The organism is Lactobacillus iners, from assembly GCF_011058775.1.
GTDB lineage: Bacteria > Bacillota > Bacilli > Lactobacillales > Lactobacillaceae > Lactobacillus > Lactobacillus iners.
Genome location: NZ_CP049230.1, coordinates 144,880 through 161,690, shown reverse-complemented (window position 1 = coordinate 161,690; position 16,811 = coordinate 144,880). Strand labels below are relative to the sequence as shown.

The following is a 16,811-nucleotide window of genomic DNA, read 5'->3' as shown; positions in this document are numbered from 1 at the left end:
TGATGTAATATTTCATTATATTAATCAATTAAACACATAAAAAATCCTGTTTAAGGAGCATTACTTAATAATTTAATTTTTAAAACATTATCGGCATAATCAAGAATAATACTGGCATAGTCAATTCTTTATATCGTTGATATATTCATGTAATCGTGATAATATTAATTGCAAAAATAAGGAGGGAACTATGGCTGTTAGTTATAAAAAACTATTACATCGTATGATTGAAGAAGATATTTCCAATCAAGATTTAATGAGAATGAGCAATATTTCCGCCAACATTATTACAAAACTACGCACTGGGCAATATATATCACTAGAGAAAATAGAAAGTATATGTACAGCTTTACACTGCACGCCCAATGATATTTTGGAATTTATAGCGGAGGAAAAATCGAAATGATTAATATAAGGAAACTCGAATCAGAATTATGGGAATCTGCAGATTTATTACGTTCAGGTTCTAAATTAACATCAAATCAATATTGTATGCCTGTCCTTGGTCTTATTTTCCTACGCTACGCATATAGCAGATACAAGATGGTTGAAGCAGAAATCTTAAAAGGACGTCCATCTCGTGGTGGTCGAGTTATGCCTGTTGAAGCAAGCGACTTTGCAGCTAAGAGTGCGTTATATCTTCCTAAAGAAGCACAATATGATTATTTGTTGAAACTTCCTGAAGATATTTCTTCTGCCAGCCTTGTTAATAAAGACGGTCACAGCATGAATAGTTTAGGAGAAGTTGTCAATAATGCTATGCAGCTCATTGAAGATCAGAGTGAGCAATTAGTCGGCGTGCTTCCTAAAAGTTATACTGATTTCTCTGATGAGATTTTAGCAGAACTTCTTCGCATATTTAATAACTCTGCTCTTGATGAAATTGATGGAGATATCATCGGAAGAATCTATGAGTACTTCTTAAATAAATTTGCAAAGAACATCGCATCAGATGATGGTGTTTTCTTCACACCTAAGTCTCTTGTAAAGATGATTGTTAATATTATCGAGCCTAAAAGTGGTGTCTTACTCGATCCGGCCTGTGGTTCTGGTGGTATGTTCATTCAGTCCGGAGATTTTGTCAATGCTGCAGGAATGAACGCTAACCGCACTATGACTTTCTATGGTCAGGAGAAGGTTGAATATAATGCTCAGCTTTGTCTTATGAATATGGCAGTTCATGGACTTACAGGTGTTATTAAATCTGGTGACGAAGCTAACAGTTTCTATCACGATGCTCACAACCTTGATGGTTGTTGCGATTATGTAATGGCAAATCCGCCTTTCAATGTAGATAAGGTAAAAGCCGAAGCATGTGAAAGTGCAAAGCGTCTGCCTTTTGGTATGCCAAGCATTAATAAACATAAAGAAGTGGGAAATGCTAATTATCTTTGGATTTCTTACTTCTATAGCTACCTTAACGAAAAAGGTCGTGCAGGATTTGTCATGGCTTCGTCTGCTACCGATAGTCAAGGCAAAGATAAGCTCATCCGAGAAAAACTTGTTAAAACAGGTCATGTCGATGTCATGATTAGTGTGGGCAAGAACTTCTTCTATAAGAAAACATTACCTTGTTCTCTTTGGTTCTTTGATAAGAGAAAAGCTGATTCTATCAAAGACAAGGTTCTTTTCATCGATGCCAGAAATTATTATACAGTCGTTGACCGTGCTCTTAACGAATGGACTGATTGGCAACTTAAAAACATGAATGCTATTGTATGGCTTTATCGTGGAGAGGTTGATAAATACTCTGCTCTTCTTAATGAATATCGCTCTGCCCTAGGTAGTGATAAATCTTTTGCAGAACAAGTACAGGAATTATCAGGTAAAGTAAAAGCACTCCGTTCAGAAAAAAATAAAGTAGTTGACTCAGATAAAAAGCATAAAGATAAAAAGATAGAAGAAACTTATGATGCAAAGATTGCAGAACTTACCGAAATTCTCACTATAGCAAAAGAAGCAAACTGGCTATATGAAAAATTCGGTGAAGGCGTCTATGCTGATGTTCCCGGTCTTTGTAAAATAGCATCCCTTTCTGAGATCGAAGAAAAGGACTGGTCATTTAATCCGGGAGCATATGTAGGCGTGGCACCTGTAGAAGATGATGGCGTGGACTTTGAAGAACGCATGACTGAAATCCATCGTGAATTATTGTCTTTACAGGCAGAATCAAATGACTTGATGGATACCATCTCACAGAATATGAAGGAGATGGGGTTATGATTGAGTTAAGTAAAGCCGCCCATTACGTTTCAGATAAAATTAATGTTTCTTCTGTAAAAATTGAAGAATATATAACAACCGATAATATGATTCCTAATCGTGGTGGAGTAGTTGATTGCGAAAGTCTTCCTAAAGCTAGACGTGTCACAAGATATGAACCTGGGGATATTTTAATATCTAATATTCGACCATATTTTAAGAAAATATGGTTTTCAGATAGAATAAGCGGTTGCTCAAATGATGTTATTGTATTCAGAGCAAATGATGAGAATTGGAATAAAAAATTTCTTTACTATGTTTTATCACAAGATTCCTTTTTTGATTTTATGATGTCTGGATCGAATGGTACAAAAATGCCTCGTGGTAATAAAAAGACAATACCTGAGTTTTTGATTCCCGATTTTGATATCGATAAACAGATACGTATTGCAGATATCTTATCTGCCTACGATGACCTAATCGAAAACAACCAAAAGCAAATTAAGCTTCTCGAAGAAGCAGCACAGAGGCTTTATAAGGAATGGTTTGTTGATTTGCATTTTCCGGGATATGAAGATGTGAAGATAGTCGATGGTGTGCCTGAGGGGTGGTCATATAAACGAGTTGATGATTTTGGTGAGGTTATAACGGGAAAAACACCATCAACATCAAAAACTGAATATTATGGCGGAAATATTCCATTTGTTACAATTCCAGATATGCATGGGAATGTTTTTCCTTTAGTAACAGAAAAAGCATTAACTAAAGCAGGAGCAAATACTCAGAAAAATAAATACTTACCTATAAATTCAGTTATAGTGTCATGCATTGCAACAGTAGGTTTAGTAAATATAGCAGTTGAACCTTGCCAAACCAATCAACAGATTAATTCTGTAGTTTTATATGATGATAATAATCTTTATTTCTTTTATGAATCAATGAAAAGAATTAAAACATTACTTGATGGTATAGGTAGTAATGGTGCAACAATGACAAATGTAAACAAAACTAAATTCAGCAACATCCATGTTCTGTATCCTACAGAAGATTTGGTTAATAGATACAATGAATTTTGCAAGCCTATTTTTGATAATATATTAGCACTATCAAAAGAAATACTTGTATCTAAAAAAGCTCGTGACCACTTATTACCTAAATTAATGAGCGGAGAAATCGAGGTGTGACAATGGAATTAAAAGATATTAAATTTGAAGATTTTGATACTAGCAAAATTCCTTCCATGGGAAAAAAACTGGATACTATTTTTCAATATAACGTTGATATTGACAAGACCTCATACTTAAACTGGCGAGCAGGATTTGCACACACATCGAGAAGACAGTTTGTTATTATAGGCGAAGCTTTTTTCTCTACGGCTTATAATCTATTGCAACAATGCTTAATAGATAATAGAGATAGGAAAGCAGATTCATGGATATTTCCTATCATGTTTAATATTGTCCACGGTATTGAGGTTTACTTAAAAGCAATAAATGCTGCATTAAGTGTGGTATTAAGAAAGAATCGTGATATATCCGAAGGAGGACATGATTTAAAAGCACTCTGTGGCACTGCACGAAATCTGATTATAGAATATAAAACAGCAAATAAAAACATTACAACTTCACAAATATTTGAAGGCATCAAAGTTGTTGAGAAATTTATATCTAACATCTATGAAAAAACTGATGATATGACTTTTGCGAGGTATCCACTTGCAAAGAACAAACAAGGTCATTTTTATATTGAAACATTTGACAATGAAGTAGTTGACTTGGAATTACTAAGGGAACAATTGGTTTATGTGTTTAAGATGTTAGATTTTATTTATGAAATGCCCGAATTGGATTTAGAGAGAGAAGCTGAATCTATGGCAGACATGATGGATTATTATTAAGAAGGAAGTGCCAAATCATGAGCTATGATTATTCAGAAAATATCCTTGTTCAGGAAAGTGCCGGTAATTTACTGCATGATGAATTAGGCTGGGATGTTCAGTTTGCCTATAATACAGAAGTCCTAGGTAAAAATGGTACTTTCGGTCGAGAAAGCTATAAAGATATTTTGCTTACTCGATATTTTATAGAGGCCCTTAAAAAGTTCAACCCATGGATAAATGAAAAGCAGATTATTGAGGCCAAAGAAGCTTTAGAAAAGAGATTGTCTACTTCTTCCCTGCTCCAGGTAAATGAAGAAAAATATTTTTTAATTCGTGATGGTATTCCAGTTACTGTTAAAAAGCCAAATGGACAGACTGAAACAAAAAAGGCTAAAGTAATTGATTTTAAAAATCCTGATAACAACTACTTCCTTGCAATTAAGGAACTTAAAATTAATGGAGATTTATACCGTAGAAGAACTGATATCGTTGGCTTTGTAAATGGTATTCCTCTTCTTTTTGTAGAACTTAAAAAGAATACTGTAGATGTTCAAAATGCTTATGATGATAACTACACAGATTATCTTGATACTATTCCACACTTGTTCTATTACAATGCATTTATTATGCTTTCAAATGGAATAGAAGCTAAGGTTGGTACACTGGGGAGTAAGTTTGAATTCTTCAATGAATGGAAGCGTCTTGCCGAAGAAGATCAAGGAAGTGTTGCTCTTGAAAAAATGCTTCGTGGTATCTGTAAGAAAGAAAACTTTCTTGATTTATTTGAAAATTTTATCCTATATGACCATTCTGGTGGTCACACTGTAAAGATACTTGCTCGTAATCATCAATATCTCGGTGTGAATGAAGCTATGAAAGCTTATGCGGACAGAAAACTTAATAATGGTAAGCTTGGTGTGTTCTGGCATACACAAGGTTCTGGAAAAAGTTATTCAATGGTATTCTTTGCAAAAAAAGTGCGAAGAAAGATGGAAGGAACGCCAACCTTCGTTATCCTTACAGATCGTGATGAACTTAATACGCAGATTAGTGATACTTTTGAAAATTGTGGACTTCTTGGTAAAGATATAAAGGCTTCTCAATTTATAGCTACAAGTGGAGATGACCTTGTTAAGAAACTACAAGGAAATCCAAGCTTTATCTTCACTTTGATACAGAAGTTTAATAAACCGAATGAAAAGCCTATCTATCCTGATCACGATATTATTATCATGTCAGATGAAGCACATCGTAGCCAGTATGGTATCTTTGCTGATAATATGATGAAGCTTTTGCCTACTGCTGCACGTATTGGATTTACAGGTACGCCATTACTTTCAAGTGATAATATCACTGCTCGTACTTTTGGTGGCTATGTATCGATCTATGACTTCAAGAGAGCCGTTGAAGATGGTGCTACTGTGCCACTTTACTATGAGAACCGTGGAGATAAGATTGTTGATTTGCATAATCCTGAAATCACAAATCAAATTCTTGATGCTATCGAAAATGCTGACCTTGATGTTGATCAACAAGAGAAGCTTGAAACTGAATTTGCAAAAGAGATCCACCTACTTACAGCAGAACCCAGATTGAAATCTATCGCACAAGACTTTGTGAATCACTACTCTGATTTATGGACAAGTGGAAAAGCTATGTTTGTTTGCTTAAACAAAGTTACCTGTGTTCGTATGTATAATTATGTTCAGGAATATTGGAAAGCAGAAATCCAAAAACTAAAAGCAAGTTTGAAAGATATCAGTCAACAAGAGTCTCTTGAACTTGAAAGAAAAATCAAATGGATGGAAGAAACTGAAATGGCTGTTGTAATCAGTCAGGAGCAAAACGAAATCCAAACATTCAAAAAATGGGGTTTAGACATAAAAACTCATCGTACTAAGATGGAAAAGCGTGAGTTAGATAAAGAATTTAAAGATTCCAAAAATCCGCTCCGTGTTGTCTTTGTATGTGCAATGTGGCTTACTGGTTTTGATGTTAAATGTCTTTCATGCCTATATCTTGATAAACCGTTAAAGGCTCATACACTTATGCAGACTATAGCACGTGCCAACCGTGTAAGCGAAGGCAAAAGCAATGGTTTGATTATAGATTATATTGGAATCGTAAAAGCTTTAAGAAAGGCTCTTGCAGATTATACCGCTAATGCAGGCGGAAATGGTGGTTCAGACCCAACAGTAGATAAAGATGAATTGATTACTCGTATTATAGAAACAATAAATAAAGCAGTTGCGTTTTTACATGCAAAGAATTTTGATTTAGAAACGCTTATCAATGCTTGTGATTTTACAAAACTATCATACCTACAAGAGGCAGCCAATGCAGTATGCGGTTCGATTGAAGATAAGAAAACATATACTACATATGCGTCTGAATTGAATCGTCTAATAAAATATACTGATAGAGATGATATCAGTGGTCACACTCGTAAGCAGTATGAAGCTATCGCCGCTATCTATGCTGAATTACAGAAAAAGCGTAAGCACGCCAATACCACTGACCTTATGATTGAAATCAATGGAATTATAAGTTCATATGTTGAAATTCAGCATACACCTACTATGGTATGTGAAGAACCATGCAGATTTGATATAAGTACAATTAACTTTGATCGTCTTAGCAAGGAGTTCGCAAAAGTTAAGAAAAAAAATCTTTTTCTTAAAGATCTAGAGGAAGTAATCCAGCAGAAACTTGATAGTATGCTTTTGGCTAATCCTGATCGAATTAACTACTATGAACGCTATCAGCAAATTATCAATGATTATAATAATGAGAAAGACAGAGCCACAATTGAGAAGACTTTTATGGAATTGATGAATTTAGCTAATACAATGAGTCTGGAAGAACAACGCTATGCACGTGAAGGCTTTCAAAGTGATGAGGAACTTGCCCTGTATGATATGTTGTTCCGTGAAAATTTGAGCAGCACAGACATCAAGAAACTTAAAGAAGTTGCAGCATCCCTTCTACAGAAAATAAAAAATAAGATTGACACATGTGACCATTGGACAGATAAGCAAGAAACAAAAGCAGATATTGATAATCTTATTCGTGATACCCTTTGGGAAGAATTGCCGAAGTGTTACGATGATGATAGTATCTCTAAGTATCGTGAGAAGATTTATGAATATGTAGCTATTCGATATAAAGAAAAATATACTAATCAATCTCACATACCAGTATAAGAAAACGACCACACAAAAAAGATATGACCTTTAAGTAGTCATATCTTTTTTATTATTCACCAAATTTAGGCTCAGGCTTAATAACAGTCATACCATGCATGTAAGGTACTAATGCTTCTGGGACATTCACTGTACCATCTTCATTTTGATAATTTTCTAAAATAGCAGCAACTGTTCTACCTACAGCTAATCCAGAGCCATTTAATGTATGAGCCAAATGTAATTTACCAGCTTCATCACGATATCTTATTAAGCTTCTTCTAGCTTGAAAATCTGTACAATTTGAACAACTTGAAATTTCACGATACTGATTTTGAGCAGGCATCCATACTTCTAAGTCGTAAGTCTTGGCACTAGTAAAACTTGCATCCCCAGTAGACAAAGCTACTACATGATATGGTAATTCTAATTTTTGTAACAAATGTTCTGCATTTTTAGTCAATTTATCTAATTCTTGCCATGAACTATCTTCATCACAAATTTTTACCATTTCTACTTTTCTAAATTCATGCATTCTTATTAAGCCACGAGTATCACGACCTGCACTTCCTGCTTCACTTCTAAAAGCAGGACTCATAGCAGTCACATTAATAGGTAATTGTTTAATATCTAGAATTTTATCTCTAAAGTAGTTAACTAAAGGTACTTCTGCAGTAGGTATCAATGTCAATTCACGTGGTTTATCAGGATCATCATTATCCACAATGGTATAAACATCTTCTGTAAATTTAGGGAATTGACCTGTTCCCTGCATAGAATCATAGTTAACCAAATAAGGTGGTATCACTTCAGTATAACCAGCTTTAACATTTTCATCTAAAAAGAAGTTAAATACAGCTCGTTCTAATAATGCACCAGCACCTTTATAATAAACAAAACGTGCTCCAGATACTTTAGCTGCTGCATCCCAGTCAAGAATATTTAAATCAGTACCTAAATCCCAATGTGCTTTAGGTTCAAAAGTAAATTTAGTTGGTTCATTCCATTTTCTAACTTCTTCATTGTAACTATCGTCAGGTCCAATAGGATCTGAATCATCTGGGAAATTAGGCAACCGCAATAATATATACTTTTGCTTTTCTGTCAATTCTGATACTTCGACATCAAGTGCTTTGATTTCTTGACCGACTTCACGCATTTCTTTTATGGCATCATCTGCATTTTCTTTGTTTTTCTTTGCTTGAGCAATTTGTGCAGAAACCTCATTACGTTTGTTTTTTAAAGTCTCTGTTTTAGTTAATACTTCTCGACGCTTAACATCGATAGCCACCAACTCATCTAGCTCTTCAGGCTTAATTCCTCTGGTAGCTAACTTTTTTTTAGCCCAATCAAGATTCTCTCTAATGACTTTTATATCTAACATAATATCCTCCTGTAAACAAAAACCGACCCGTCCCTCATGGGACGAATCGGTCTAAATATAAATTCGCGGTACCACCCAAGTTCAGCATAAAAGCTACACTCATTATAAGCTATAACGATGCTCTATCGTGTAGAATTACCTACCCACATTAGAAATCTGGAAACGACATTCATCCATTTTCACCAACCATGGACTCTCTTAAGCTGTCTTAGGACTTCGTGTTTAACAAGATTATATCATGACATTATCTATCTGTTAACACAAAATATAATTCTTTCCTAAAAATTTCTTCAATAAAGGTATCAACAGCTTTTACATATTCAAAGCCATATTTTTCTAAAAAAGATTGTGCATTACTATTATCTGCAAACGTAACAGCCCATACCTGTTTTAATTCTAATTTATTAAAAGCAAAATTAATAATTTTGTCCATTGCCTCTTTCATGAGCCCTTGATGCCAATAATCTTTTTGCAACAAAAATCCTACTTCACAAATAGGTTGAGCTCCATTAAAAGGGACGTGATTATATAGTTCTATCAAGCCGATCATTTGCTTTGTTTCTGCTAGCACAATAGCATAACTATATTTTCTAGCCATATAACAATCTGTAGCTACCTTAGCTTGAGCCATAGATGTCATTTTTTCAAAACATGCAGTGTTATGATACAAGGGATCCTGCCCCCACTTATATAAAGTTTTTATATCAGAGAGAATTATTTTTCGTAAATATATCCGAGACATATTTTATTTGCCTAAAATTTTCAAAAACCATTTACTACCATATACCAAGCCCAAACTGTAAGCTAAAATTGTCCAAGGCTTGCCGAAAATGATAATCATGATATAGGTTGATACCTTAATTTCTGTCAGTCCTGCTATCATACATAAAATATCATCTGGTGCTACTGGAGCAATGATACACCAAGCAAAGATATGATTAAACTTTTTTTGGTTAACTGTCCATTTCATATACTTGTTATAAGTCTCTTCTGATACCAAGTGTAAGATAAATGGCTTACCATAAAAACGAGCTAAAAAGAAGATAATAATCGAACCAATTACAATACCAACATAATTGTAAATAAAACCCCATAGCGGTCCAAAAAATATGACACCTGCAACTAGGGAAACACCTCCTGGAATAATTGGAATTACTACTTGTATTATTTGAATAAAAACAAAAATTAAAGGTCCAATTACCTGCTTATCAGAAAGATATTCTTTCATTTTGACCTGATCAGTCAAAATGCCCATTTTGTACCAATATATGCCTAACAATATCATTAAAATAGTTGATATAACTGTTATAATATTTATTAACTTACGACTATCTTTTGCTGACATACACCTTTCCTCCCATTTAACATAATATAATCATACCAAAAATATATGTACAAGCTACAATTTTTTACATTTGATTATCTCAACTATATTTTTTTACTGTATATTATAAGAGACAGTATTATTCATAAAAAAGGAGACATTTTCATGGTTTCAATTATTAAAGATATCAAATACGATGATCGCAATAACTTATTTACTGATATATATTTTCCTGAACAAACCAGTACAACAAATAAAATATTAATTTTTTGGCATGGTGGTGGTTGGATCAAAGGATCCAAGGAAGCTTGCCAAGAATTAGGGGTAAGATTTGCTAAAGCTGGATTTACTACCATGATTCCTGAATATCGTTTGGCATCACAATCAACTTTCCCAGGAGCTCACCAAGATAGCAAAACTTTTGTTGAATGGTTGCTTAATTCTCAATATGTAACTATGCCGAGATCGAAGCAGCCAATCTATCAAATAGGAGCTAGTGTAGGAGCAACTATGGCCCTCTTTATAGCTGGTCAATTTGGTTTTGATACTGTATGTTGGTCCGCTCCGCTAGATTTTTCCGAATGGATTAAAAATCATAAAGACACAGTTTCCTCAACTGATGCTGCATCTGAATTGCATTTAACCAACCCTAGACAAATAAAAGATTCATTTTATAAATTTTTCACGGTTAGTTATGCTGGTGGTGAAGACCCATCAATATTGCAGAAGATGGATGCATATACTTATGACTTAGACAAGCTTAATCGCTTACTGATGATTAATTCTGAGCACGAATTAACACCGCTTGATTCAGTTTTGAAATTTGCCAAAACATTAGCCCAACAAAACAAGGCTTTAAATTTAATTTTATTGCCTGGTGATCAACATGCGATGGGCTACGCAAATAAATATATAGATAAATCTATCGAATTTTTATTACATTGAAATAAGAGAGCTAATGAAATTAAGTAATTAGCTCTTTTATTTTGCATTTTTATTTTTATCTTTTATATAAGAAAACCAACTCTTAAAGGTCACTACACTTGTAATACAACTAGCTACAATTAGTAAATAAGCTGAAACACCAAAACTAATTATATTAGTTTGAATCCGATATAATCTTGAGCCAGTAATAGTTCCTAAACCAACTTTAATACCAACATTTAAGAAAACCAGTTCAAATAACCAAATTAATAAAACGATAGTTTCTAAAAGCGAGAGAACAAAGGCAAATTCCCGATTATGCTTGATATTTTTCAAAGTGATAATAATAATAGTGATTGGAATAGCTACAATAAATAACCACATAACCCATGCAATCAAACGATAGTGTAGGGCCGAAAACCTATTAAACGCAAATAACAAAGTGTTGGAAATAGTATGACCTTGGACAACTGACAATGCATCTGATGCAAATGGACCATAAAAAATAGTAACCAAACATATTAAGGCCATAGCAATCACGCCCCATTGCAACCATGTACGCGGTTCACGAGTACTTTGCCTATAGCGACGATATCTATTACTAATTCGACTATTTTCAACACTATTAACCAAAGATGAACCAACTACATCCACCTTTTCTTCCAGCTTACGATCTACAGTATATTCTTCAGCTATTTTTTCATTAGCACATGTAAAGTATAAAAGCATTAATAAGCAAACTAAAACAGCCCAACCCATAAAAGCAATAATACTAGTAATAATCATCAAAACTATGCCCAGTACAAAAACTAAAACAGCATTATGTTTTATCCACTCAACCATCAATAATACTGTATCATTTTGTTGTTTTTCTTTTTTATTTTCACTATTTTCGTGCATATTAATCCTCCAAAAATATCTCTACTTATGCATAACTATTACGTTGTATACGTCCTTACCTAGTTGATTAAATCTATTTTTATCTCCCCCAATAGCGGCTATAATGTAAACTTTGCCATTTTTATTTACAAGACAACAACTTGCATTATCATCAGAAATATAATGACAAATACCTGGAATACCTGCAGCTAGGCCCTTATTGGGATAAGTATTTAATAATCTAAGTATTAAATTGCAATCATTAACCGTTAATATTTGCCGGCGATACAACTTTGTGAAAATAGTAATCATATCAGCAACAGTTGTTTGCCCTACATCTTTTTGGTCGAAAGAATTAATGATTTTAGTAGACTTGGCTCCTAATTCAGCAGCAACTTTATTGATATATTCTAGCTTTAACACTTTAACCAAAATATTCGCTGCATCATTGCTATTATGATACATCATTTGTTGTATTAAAAATGGATAAGCATATGATGTATTGACTACTAATCCTTTGCCTTTGACATCTCCAGCCATTACTTTATATGGCTTAGTTAATTTAGGATTTTTTTCCAGTAATGCTTTATGATAAGCCAACAAAACAAAAAGTTTTAAAATGTTGCCTACTTCCAAAGAATTTTTTTTATTATAGATGCTAGCCTTTTTGTTAAAATTTAACCCTTGAACTGCAACTTGAAATGGCGTCATAAGGTCAACATTATTTTTTATAGGTTCTATCAACTGGTGATCACTATTTTTGGCAACAATAAAATCATCTTCGGATTGACTTTTCGTAACCAATGATGAAGATGAACTATTATGTAATTGCACACTTTTAGGTTTAGAAACAATCAATTTCATGCTTTTTAAGTGCTGTACATTTGTTATATACAAAATAAAACTACAAAAGGAAATAGCAATTGCTACTAAAATACGCTTGATTTTCATTATTGGCTCCTTTGCTTCTATAACTAATATTCTAACATGTACATAGCTAAAAGTTTCAAAAGGTTATCGGTAACATTTTATGAAAATTTTTATAGACTAGACCTATCTTAGAAAGATGTAATATAATGTGTATGCGTTAACAAAAAATTTTTATAGAATAAGGTAATATAAATGTTTAAATATATGATAGGTATAGATGCAGGTGGTACTCATAGTACTGCTATTGCATACGACGAACAAGGAAAAGAACTTGGGCGAGCTGAATCTGGTCCTGGTCAAATTAACAATGATTACAACTTAGGTATTAAAAATATAACTGTTGCAATTAATGAATTACGTAATAAAATTGATGGAGATTGTATCAAAATATTAGCTGGTATTGCCGGTCTATCAGTAGTAGGTAATGCACCAGAAGTTGCGGCTACAATTTCATCAATGGTTGGTAATATTCCTACCCGTGCTATAACAGATTCTTTATTAGCTTTATATAACGGCTTAGAAGGTACCGATGGAGCTTTAGTTATTGCAGGTACTGGTTCTGTTGTCAATGGTCGTCAAAATGGCTCATTGATTACAGTAGGTGGATATGGTTCTTTGCTTGGCGATGAAGGTTCTGGTTATGCTATCACTAAAGCCGCATTAGTCACTGCACTTTCAAAATGGGATCAACGTCAACCAAGTTCACTTATTGATTTGTTTATTAAAATTTGGAATTTGGATAATATGAATGATGCACCTGCTAAATTCTATACAATGACTAGCCCTCAAGTAGCTTCTTATGCAGTAGAAATTGCTAAATTAGCTGATAGCGGAGATGCAGAAGCACGTGATATCATTCAAGAACAAGCACATCTTTTAGCACGTGATATTTTAATGTGTTTAGATAGATATCAGGATCCAAAGCCAATGCGCATTGCTTTAACAGGTTCTGTATTATCTAATAATGCAATGATTCGCTCATTTATGGAAGATGAAGTAAAAGAACAATATCCTGATGCTGTATTTAGTGTATCTAATGGAGAAAATGCACGTGGTGTAATTTACGATAAGAGTAAAGACTACCGCTACTTCACTAGTTCTAAAAACTAATAAACTTAGTTATTTATATAAAAAAACATCCGATGTTAATTAATATCAACATTAGGATGTTTTTTATTTTACCCAACCAACAGAAAAATCACGAGCAACTTTTGCTCTACCAGTTGCATAATCAAAGGTATACCCTGGCTGAACGTTAAAAATATACACATTAAAATCTAACCAACCATTGACTGAAATAGCCTGTAAATTAATACCTCGAGCCATTAATTCATTACCACGAAAAATGGGGGTTGCTTGAAAAATAACTTTCTGCCCCATCCGCAATGCTTTTCTGACTTTACTTTCAAAAATAGTTTGAATTTTTTGATTAGAAAATGCTGTTTGTGTAAACAAATTTTTTATATTATTTTGATCTCCTGATTGATTATTAGGATTATATCTTCCTGATTGATCAATACCAGCAGAAACAGAATATGCTATCATATGACCACGATTATATATCTGAGTCCGCATAGCATTTTGTCTATTCGAATGCCATCCTGTCGGATTAATAAATTGTCTCACTCGCAAACTATCATTAGCAACATTTCGGGATTCTAAAAAAGCGGTATTTGAATGAGATGTCCGATTTAATGAATCTAAATTTGAGTATATAACCTTATTAATTTTCCATGCATTCTTGATTAGCGTCGAGTGATTATTATTAACATATACATAAGCTGCATCCCCACTTTTAAAATTACATGCAGCTAATTTTTGATAATCACTATCATCTAAACCACCATATGCTGATTTAGCAATTTTGGCAGCTGGAATTTCTGAAGTTGCATTAATTTTGGGCGAATTATCTCTATGTGAAGAAGATGGTACCTGTTTATTAAATTGTGTACGATAATTATCAGTATGTGTATGATAAGCACTCCGTTTAGTACCCCAGAAAGTAAAAGCTAAAATAATACATATTAGCCAAAATATAGACCTAGATAAATCATTTCTTTTTTGAGGTTTTTTTCTCCGTGCCATTTAATTCACCTCCATAATTTTAGTACTTTCTTTTTAAAGGCGTATTATCACGATGATCACACATTTTGAGATGTAACTGAACTATTGTTATTAAAGTTTTTGACAATAAAGACATACTTTCAACACTTACATATTCATATGGTCCATGGAAATTAGCTCCACCATTAAATAAATTTGGAGTTGGTATGCCTTTTTCAGAAATAAAATCGCCATCAGTTCCACCACGAAATGGGATTATTTTAGGAACTAACCCCATTTTTTCATACGCATGTAGCACCAAGTTAACTACATAAGGGTATTGTTTAATCAGATCACCTGGACTTTTATATTGATCATGCATGGAAATTTCTACACGATTCTCACCATATTTTTTATTAAATGCATCAACCAAATCTATGAGCATTTGCTTTTTAGCTAAAAAAGAATCAGTATCAAAATCACGTATAATTAATTCCACTTTTGCATAACCTACATCACCATTATTGGAAAGAACCATCATGAATCCCTCAAAATCTTTACTCTTTTCCGGAACTTGATCTTTAGGCAAAGATTCAATAAATTCACTAGCCATCGTAGTTGCATTCACCATCAAGCCGTAAGCTTCTCCAGGATGGACAATCGTTCCCTTAAATTGTAATGTGGCACTAGCTGCATTGAAGGTTTCATATGCAATATCACCTGGATCACCATTATCTAATGTATATGCAAATTCAACAGGGAATCTACTAATATCAAACCGCTTAGCTCCTTGTCCTATCTCTTCATCTGGACCAAATGCTACCCAGATATCACCATGTTCAGCATTAGGATGATTTTTAAAATATTTCAACATACCCAACAATCCTGCTATACCAGCTTTATCATCAGCACCTAATAAAGTGCTACCAGAAGCTGTTATCAAAGTTTCGCCTATATGTTTTTTAAGACTAGGAAACTCAGCAGGATCTAACACTCTATCTTTTTGAGGATCCAAATAAATTTTTTTACCATCATAATTTCGATAAATTTGTGGTTTTACATTTTCGGCATTATAATCAGCAGTATCTACATGAGCTACAAAACCAACTGCAGTAGTTAACGTAGCTGTGTTACTAGGTAGTAATCCGACTAAATATGAATCTTTAGCACTATATGATATATTTGTTAAACCTAACTCTTGCAACTCATTTTTTATAATCATTAACAATTCTACTTGCCCTTTAGTTGTAGGTACACAATTGTTATTTGGATCTGAGCGTGTATTCACTTTACAATATTCAACAAATTTTTGCTCTATATATGCAGTGTCAATATCGTTCATAGCATCTTCCCCCATATTATTTCAAAATAGAAAAATATTTATATTATGTATTATATAGCACCTGTCAAATATTAATATAAAACTATTTTTTCTATCAATTTACAAAAAAGTGAGCTCAAAAATCTAAATTTTTGGAACTCACTTTTTAAAAATATATTACGCTCTTGATTTATATTCACCAGTATCAGTATTGATGATCAACTCATCGCCTTCATTAATAAAATCAGGCACAGTCACAACTAATCCTGTTTCCATAGTTGCAGGCTTACCACCACTAGCAGCAGTAGCACCTTTAATACCTGGTTGAGTTTCAACTACTTTCATATTAACAGTAGTTGGAAGACCAACACCTATCAATTGACCCTCATCTGTAAATTTCAAATCAACATTAATATTTGGTAATAAATATTTACTTTCTTCTGACAAATGCTCCTTAGGAATTTCATATTGTTCATATGTTGCAGTATCCATAAAAATAAAGTTTACTTCATCATCATAAAGATATTGTGCTTTTTTCAAATCAACATGAACTAACTCCACTTTTTCACTTGGACGCATTGTTTTATGTACAACAGATCCTGACATTACATCACGTAAATCCATTTGCATAACTGTATTACCTTTACCAGGCTTGTGATGGTTACTTACTAATACTTCTATCAATTTACCATCTTGCTTAAAAATCATACCTTTTTTTAATTCTATTGCTGTTGTCATTATAC

15 protein-coding genes are annotated in these 16,811 nt (G+C 33.4%); 7 read left to right on the top strand and 8 right to left on the bottom strand.

Annotated elements, in window-relative coordinates; translation table 11 throughout:
* The first annotated feature begins 190 nt into the window (after positions 1-190).
* From G6Z82_RS00730 to G6Z82_RS00710, 5 genes are read left to right on the top strand one after another with little or no spacing between them, the layout of a single operon-like run.
* Complete coding sequence (locus G6Z82_RS00730) at positions 191-406, top strand: helix-turn-helix domain-containing protein (protein ID WP_009310728.1); 216 nt, start codon at positions 191-193, stop codon at positions 404-406.
* The gene (locus G6Z82_RS00725) at positions 403-2,223 is read left to right on the top strand and encodes a class I SAM-dependent DNA methyltransferase (RefSeq protein WP_164785692.1); all 1,821 of its coding nucleotides are present in this window, start codon (positions 403-405) and stop codon (positions 2,221-2,223) included. The genes G6Z82_RS00730 and G6Z82_RS00725 overlap by 4 nt, the downstream gene beginning before the upstream one ends.
* Entirely contained in the window at positions 2,220-3,386 is a 1,167-nt protein-coding gene (locus G6Z82_RS00720; protein WP_164785691.1) for a restriction endonuclease subunit S, read from the top strand. Before G6Z82_RS00725 ends, G6Z82_RS00720 begins: the two co-directional genes overlap by 4 nt.
* Before the next feature lie 2 nt (positions 3,387-3,388).
* Entirely contained in the window at positions 3,389-4,099 is a 711-nt protein-coding gene (locus tag G6Z82_RS00715) for a hypothetical protein (RefSeq protein WP_164785690.1), read from the top strand.
* A gap of 17 nt (positions 4,100-4,116) precedes the next feature.
* The gene (locus G6Z82_RS00710; RefSeq protein WP_164785689.1) at positions 4,117-7,284 is read left to right on the top strand and encodes a type I restriction endonuclease subunit R; all 3,168 of its coding nucleotides are present in this window, start codon (positions 4,117-4,119) and stop codon (positions 7,282-7,284) included.
* A 52-nt stretch (positions 7,285-7,336) separates the two neighbouring features.
* Here G6Z82_RS00710 and serS read toward each other — a convergent pair whose 3' ends face one another.
* From serS to G6Z82_RS00695, 3 genes are all read right to left on the bottom strand, one after another.
* Positions 7,337-8,647, bottom strand: coding sequence for a serine--tRNA ligase (gene serS / locus G6Z82_RS00705; protein ID WP_006729785.1), 1,311 nt, complete (start codon positions 8,645-8,647; stop codon positions 7,337-7,339).
* 244 nt (positions 8,648-8,891) lie between these two features.
* Positions 8,892-9,389: a GNAT family N-acetyltransferase gene (locus G6Z82_RS00700; protein ID WP_164785688.1), complete on the bottom strand. Its 498-nt coding sequence runs from the start codon at positions 9,387-9,389 to the stop codon at positions 8,892-8,894.
* A gap of 3 nt (positions 9,390-9,392) precedes the next feature.
* Complete coding sequence (locus tag G6Z82_RS00695) at positions 9,393-9,992, bottom strand: VTT domain-containing protein (protein ID WP_006730305.1); 600 nt, start codon at positions 9,990-9,992, stop codon at positions 9,393-9,395.
* A gap of 144 nt (positions 9,993-10,136) precedes the next feature.
* Between G6Z82_RS00695 and G6Z82_RS00690 the strand changes: the two genes are divergently transcribed.
* Positions 10,137-10,916: an alpha/beta hydrolase family protein gene (locus tag G6Z82_RS00690; protein WP_164785687.1), complete on the top strand. Its 780-nt coding sequence runs from the start codon at positions 10,137-10,139 to the stop codon at positions 10,914-10,916.
* Between the two features lie 36 nt (positions 10,917-10,952).
* On the opposite strand, the gene G6Z82_RS00685 is transcribed toward G6Z82_RS00690, so the two are convergent.
* Together G6Z82_RS00685 and G6Z82_RS00680 are read right to left on the bottom strand one after the other, a co-directional pair.
* Positions 10,953-11,795, bottom strand: a complete 843-nt coding sequence (locus G6Z82_RS00685; RefSeq protein WP_006732925.1) for a hypothetical protein — start codon at positions 11,793-11,795, stop codon at positions 10,953-10,955.
* Positions 11,796-11,816: 21 nt separating this feature from the next.
* On the bottom strand, positions 11,817-12,725 hold the full coding sequence (locus G6Z82_RS00680) for a serine hydrolase (RefSeq protein WP_164785686.1): 909 nt from the start codon (positions 12,723-12,725) through the stop codon (positions 11,817-11,819).
* 171 nt (positions 12,726-12,896) lie between these two features.
* Here G6Z82_RS00680 and G6Z82_RS00675 point away from each other — a divergent pair, with 171 nt between their 5' ends.
* Complete coding sequence (locus tag G6Z82_RS00675; RefSeq protein ID WP_006729779.1) at positions 12,897-13,814, top strand: N-acetylglucosamine kinase; 918 nt, start codon at positions 12,897-12,899, stop codon at positions 13,812-13,814.
* Between the two features lie 63 nt (positions 13,815-13,877).
* Here G6Z82_RS00675 and G6Z82_RS00670 read toward each other — a convergent pair whose 3' ends face one another.
* The 3 genes from G6Z82_RS00670 to efp all read right to left on the bottom strand — a co-directional run bounded on the left by G6Z82_RS00670 (position 13,878) and on the right by efp (position 16,806).
* A complete protein-coding gene (locus G6Z82_RS00670) occupies positions 13,878-14,789 on the bottom strand; it encodes a DNA/RNA non-specific endonuclease (RefSeq protein WP_006730251.1) in 912 nt (303 codons plus the stop codon).
* 19 nt (positions 14,790-14,808) lie between these two features.
* Positions 14,809-16,089: a peptidase T gene (pepT, locus tag G6Z82_RS00665; RefSeq protein WP_006733358.1), complete on the bottom strand. Its 1,281-nt coding sequence runs from the start codon at positions 16,087-16,089 to the stop codon at positions 14,809-14,811.
* Positions 16,090-16,245: 156 nt separating this feature from the next.
* Positions 16,246-16,806, bottom strand: coding sequence for an elongation factor P (efp, locus tag G6Z82_RS00660; RefSeq protein WP_006729776.1), 561 nt, complete (start codon positions 16,804-16,806; stop codon positions 16,246-16,248).
* Positions 16,807-16,811: the final 5 nt, after the last annotated feature.

Excerpts from the sequence above, each read along its gene's own strand:
- G6Z82_RS00730 (WP_009310728.1), top strand. The coding sequence starts at position 191 with ATGGCTGTTAGTTATAAAAAACTATTACATCGTATGATTGAAGAAGAT.
- G6Z82_RS00685 (WP_006732925.1), bottom strand. The coding sequence starts at position 11,795 with ATGCACGAAAATAGTGAAAATAAAAAAGAAAAACAACAAAATGATACA.
- G6Z82_RS00695 (WP_006730305.1), bottom strand. The coding sequence starts at position 9,992 with ATGTCAGCAAAAGATAGTCGTAAGTTAATAAATATTATAACAGTTATA.
- G6Z82_RS00710 (WP_164785689.1), top strand. The coding sequence starts at position 4,117 with ATGAGCTATGATTATTCAGAAAATATCCTTGTTCAGGAAAGTGCCGGT.
- G6Z82_RS00675 (WP_006729779.1), top strand. The coding sequence starts at position 12,897 with ATGTTTAAATATATGATAGGTATAGATGCAGGTGGTACTCATAGTACT.
- serS (WP_006729785.1), bottom strand. The coding sequence starts at position 8,647 with ATGTTAGATATAAAAGTCATTAGAGAGAATCTTGATTGGGCTAAAAAA.
- G6Z82_RS00670 (WP_006730251.1), bottom strand. The coding sequence starts at position 14,789 with ATGGCACGGAGAAAAAAACCTCAAAAAAGAAATGATTTATCTAGGTCT.
- efp (WP_006729776.1), bottom strand. The coding sequence starts at position 16,806 with ATGACAACAGCAATAGAATTAAAAAAAGGTATGATTTTTAAGCAAGAT.
- G6Z82_RS00700 (WP_164785688.1), bottom strand. The coding sequence starts at position 9,389 with ATGTCTCGGATATATTTACGAAAAATAATTCTCTCTGATATAAAAACT.
- G6Z82_RS00690 (WP_164785687.1), top strand. The coding sequence starts at position 10,137 with ATGGTTTCAATTATTAAAGATATCAAATACGATGATCGCAATAACTTA.
- G6Z82_RS00680 (WP_164785686.1), bottom strand. The coding sequence starts at position 12,725 with ATGAAAATCAAGCGTATTTTAGTAGCAATTGCTATTTCCTTTTGTAGT.
- G6Z82_RS00720 (WP_164785691.1), top strand. The coding sequence starts at position 2,220 with ATGATTGAGTTAAGTAAAGCCGCCCATTACGTTTCAGATAAAATTAAT.
- G6Z82_RS00715 (WP_164785690.1), top strand. The coding sequence starts at position 3,389 with ATGGAATTAAAAGATATTAAATTTGAAGATTTTGATACTAGCAAAATT.
- pepT (WP_006733358.1), bottom strand. The coding sequence starts at position 16,089 with ATGAACGATATTGACACTGCATATATAGAGCAAAAATTTGTTGAATAT.
- G6Z82_RS00725 (WP_164785692.1), top strand. The coding sequence starts at position 403 with ATGATTAATATAAGGAAACTCGAATCAGAATTATGGGAATCTGCAGAT.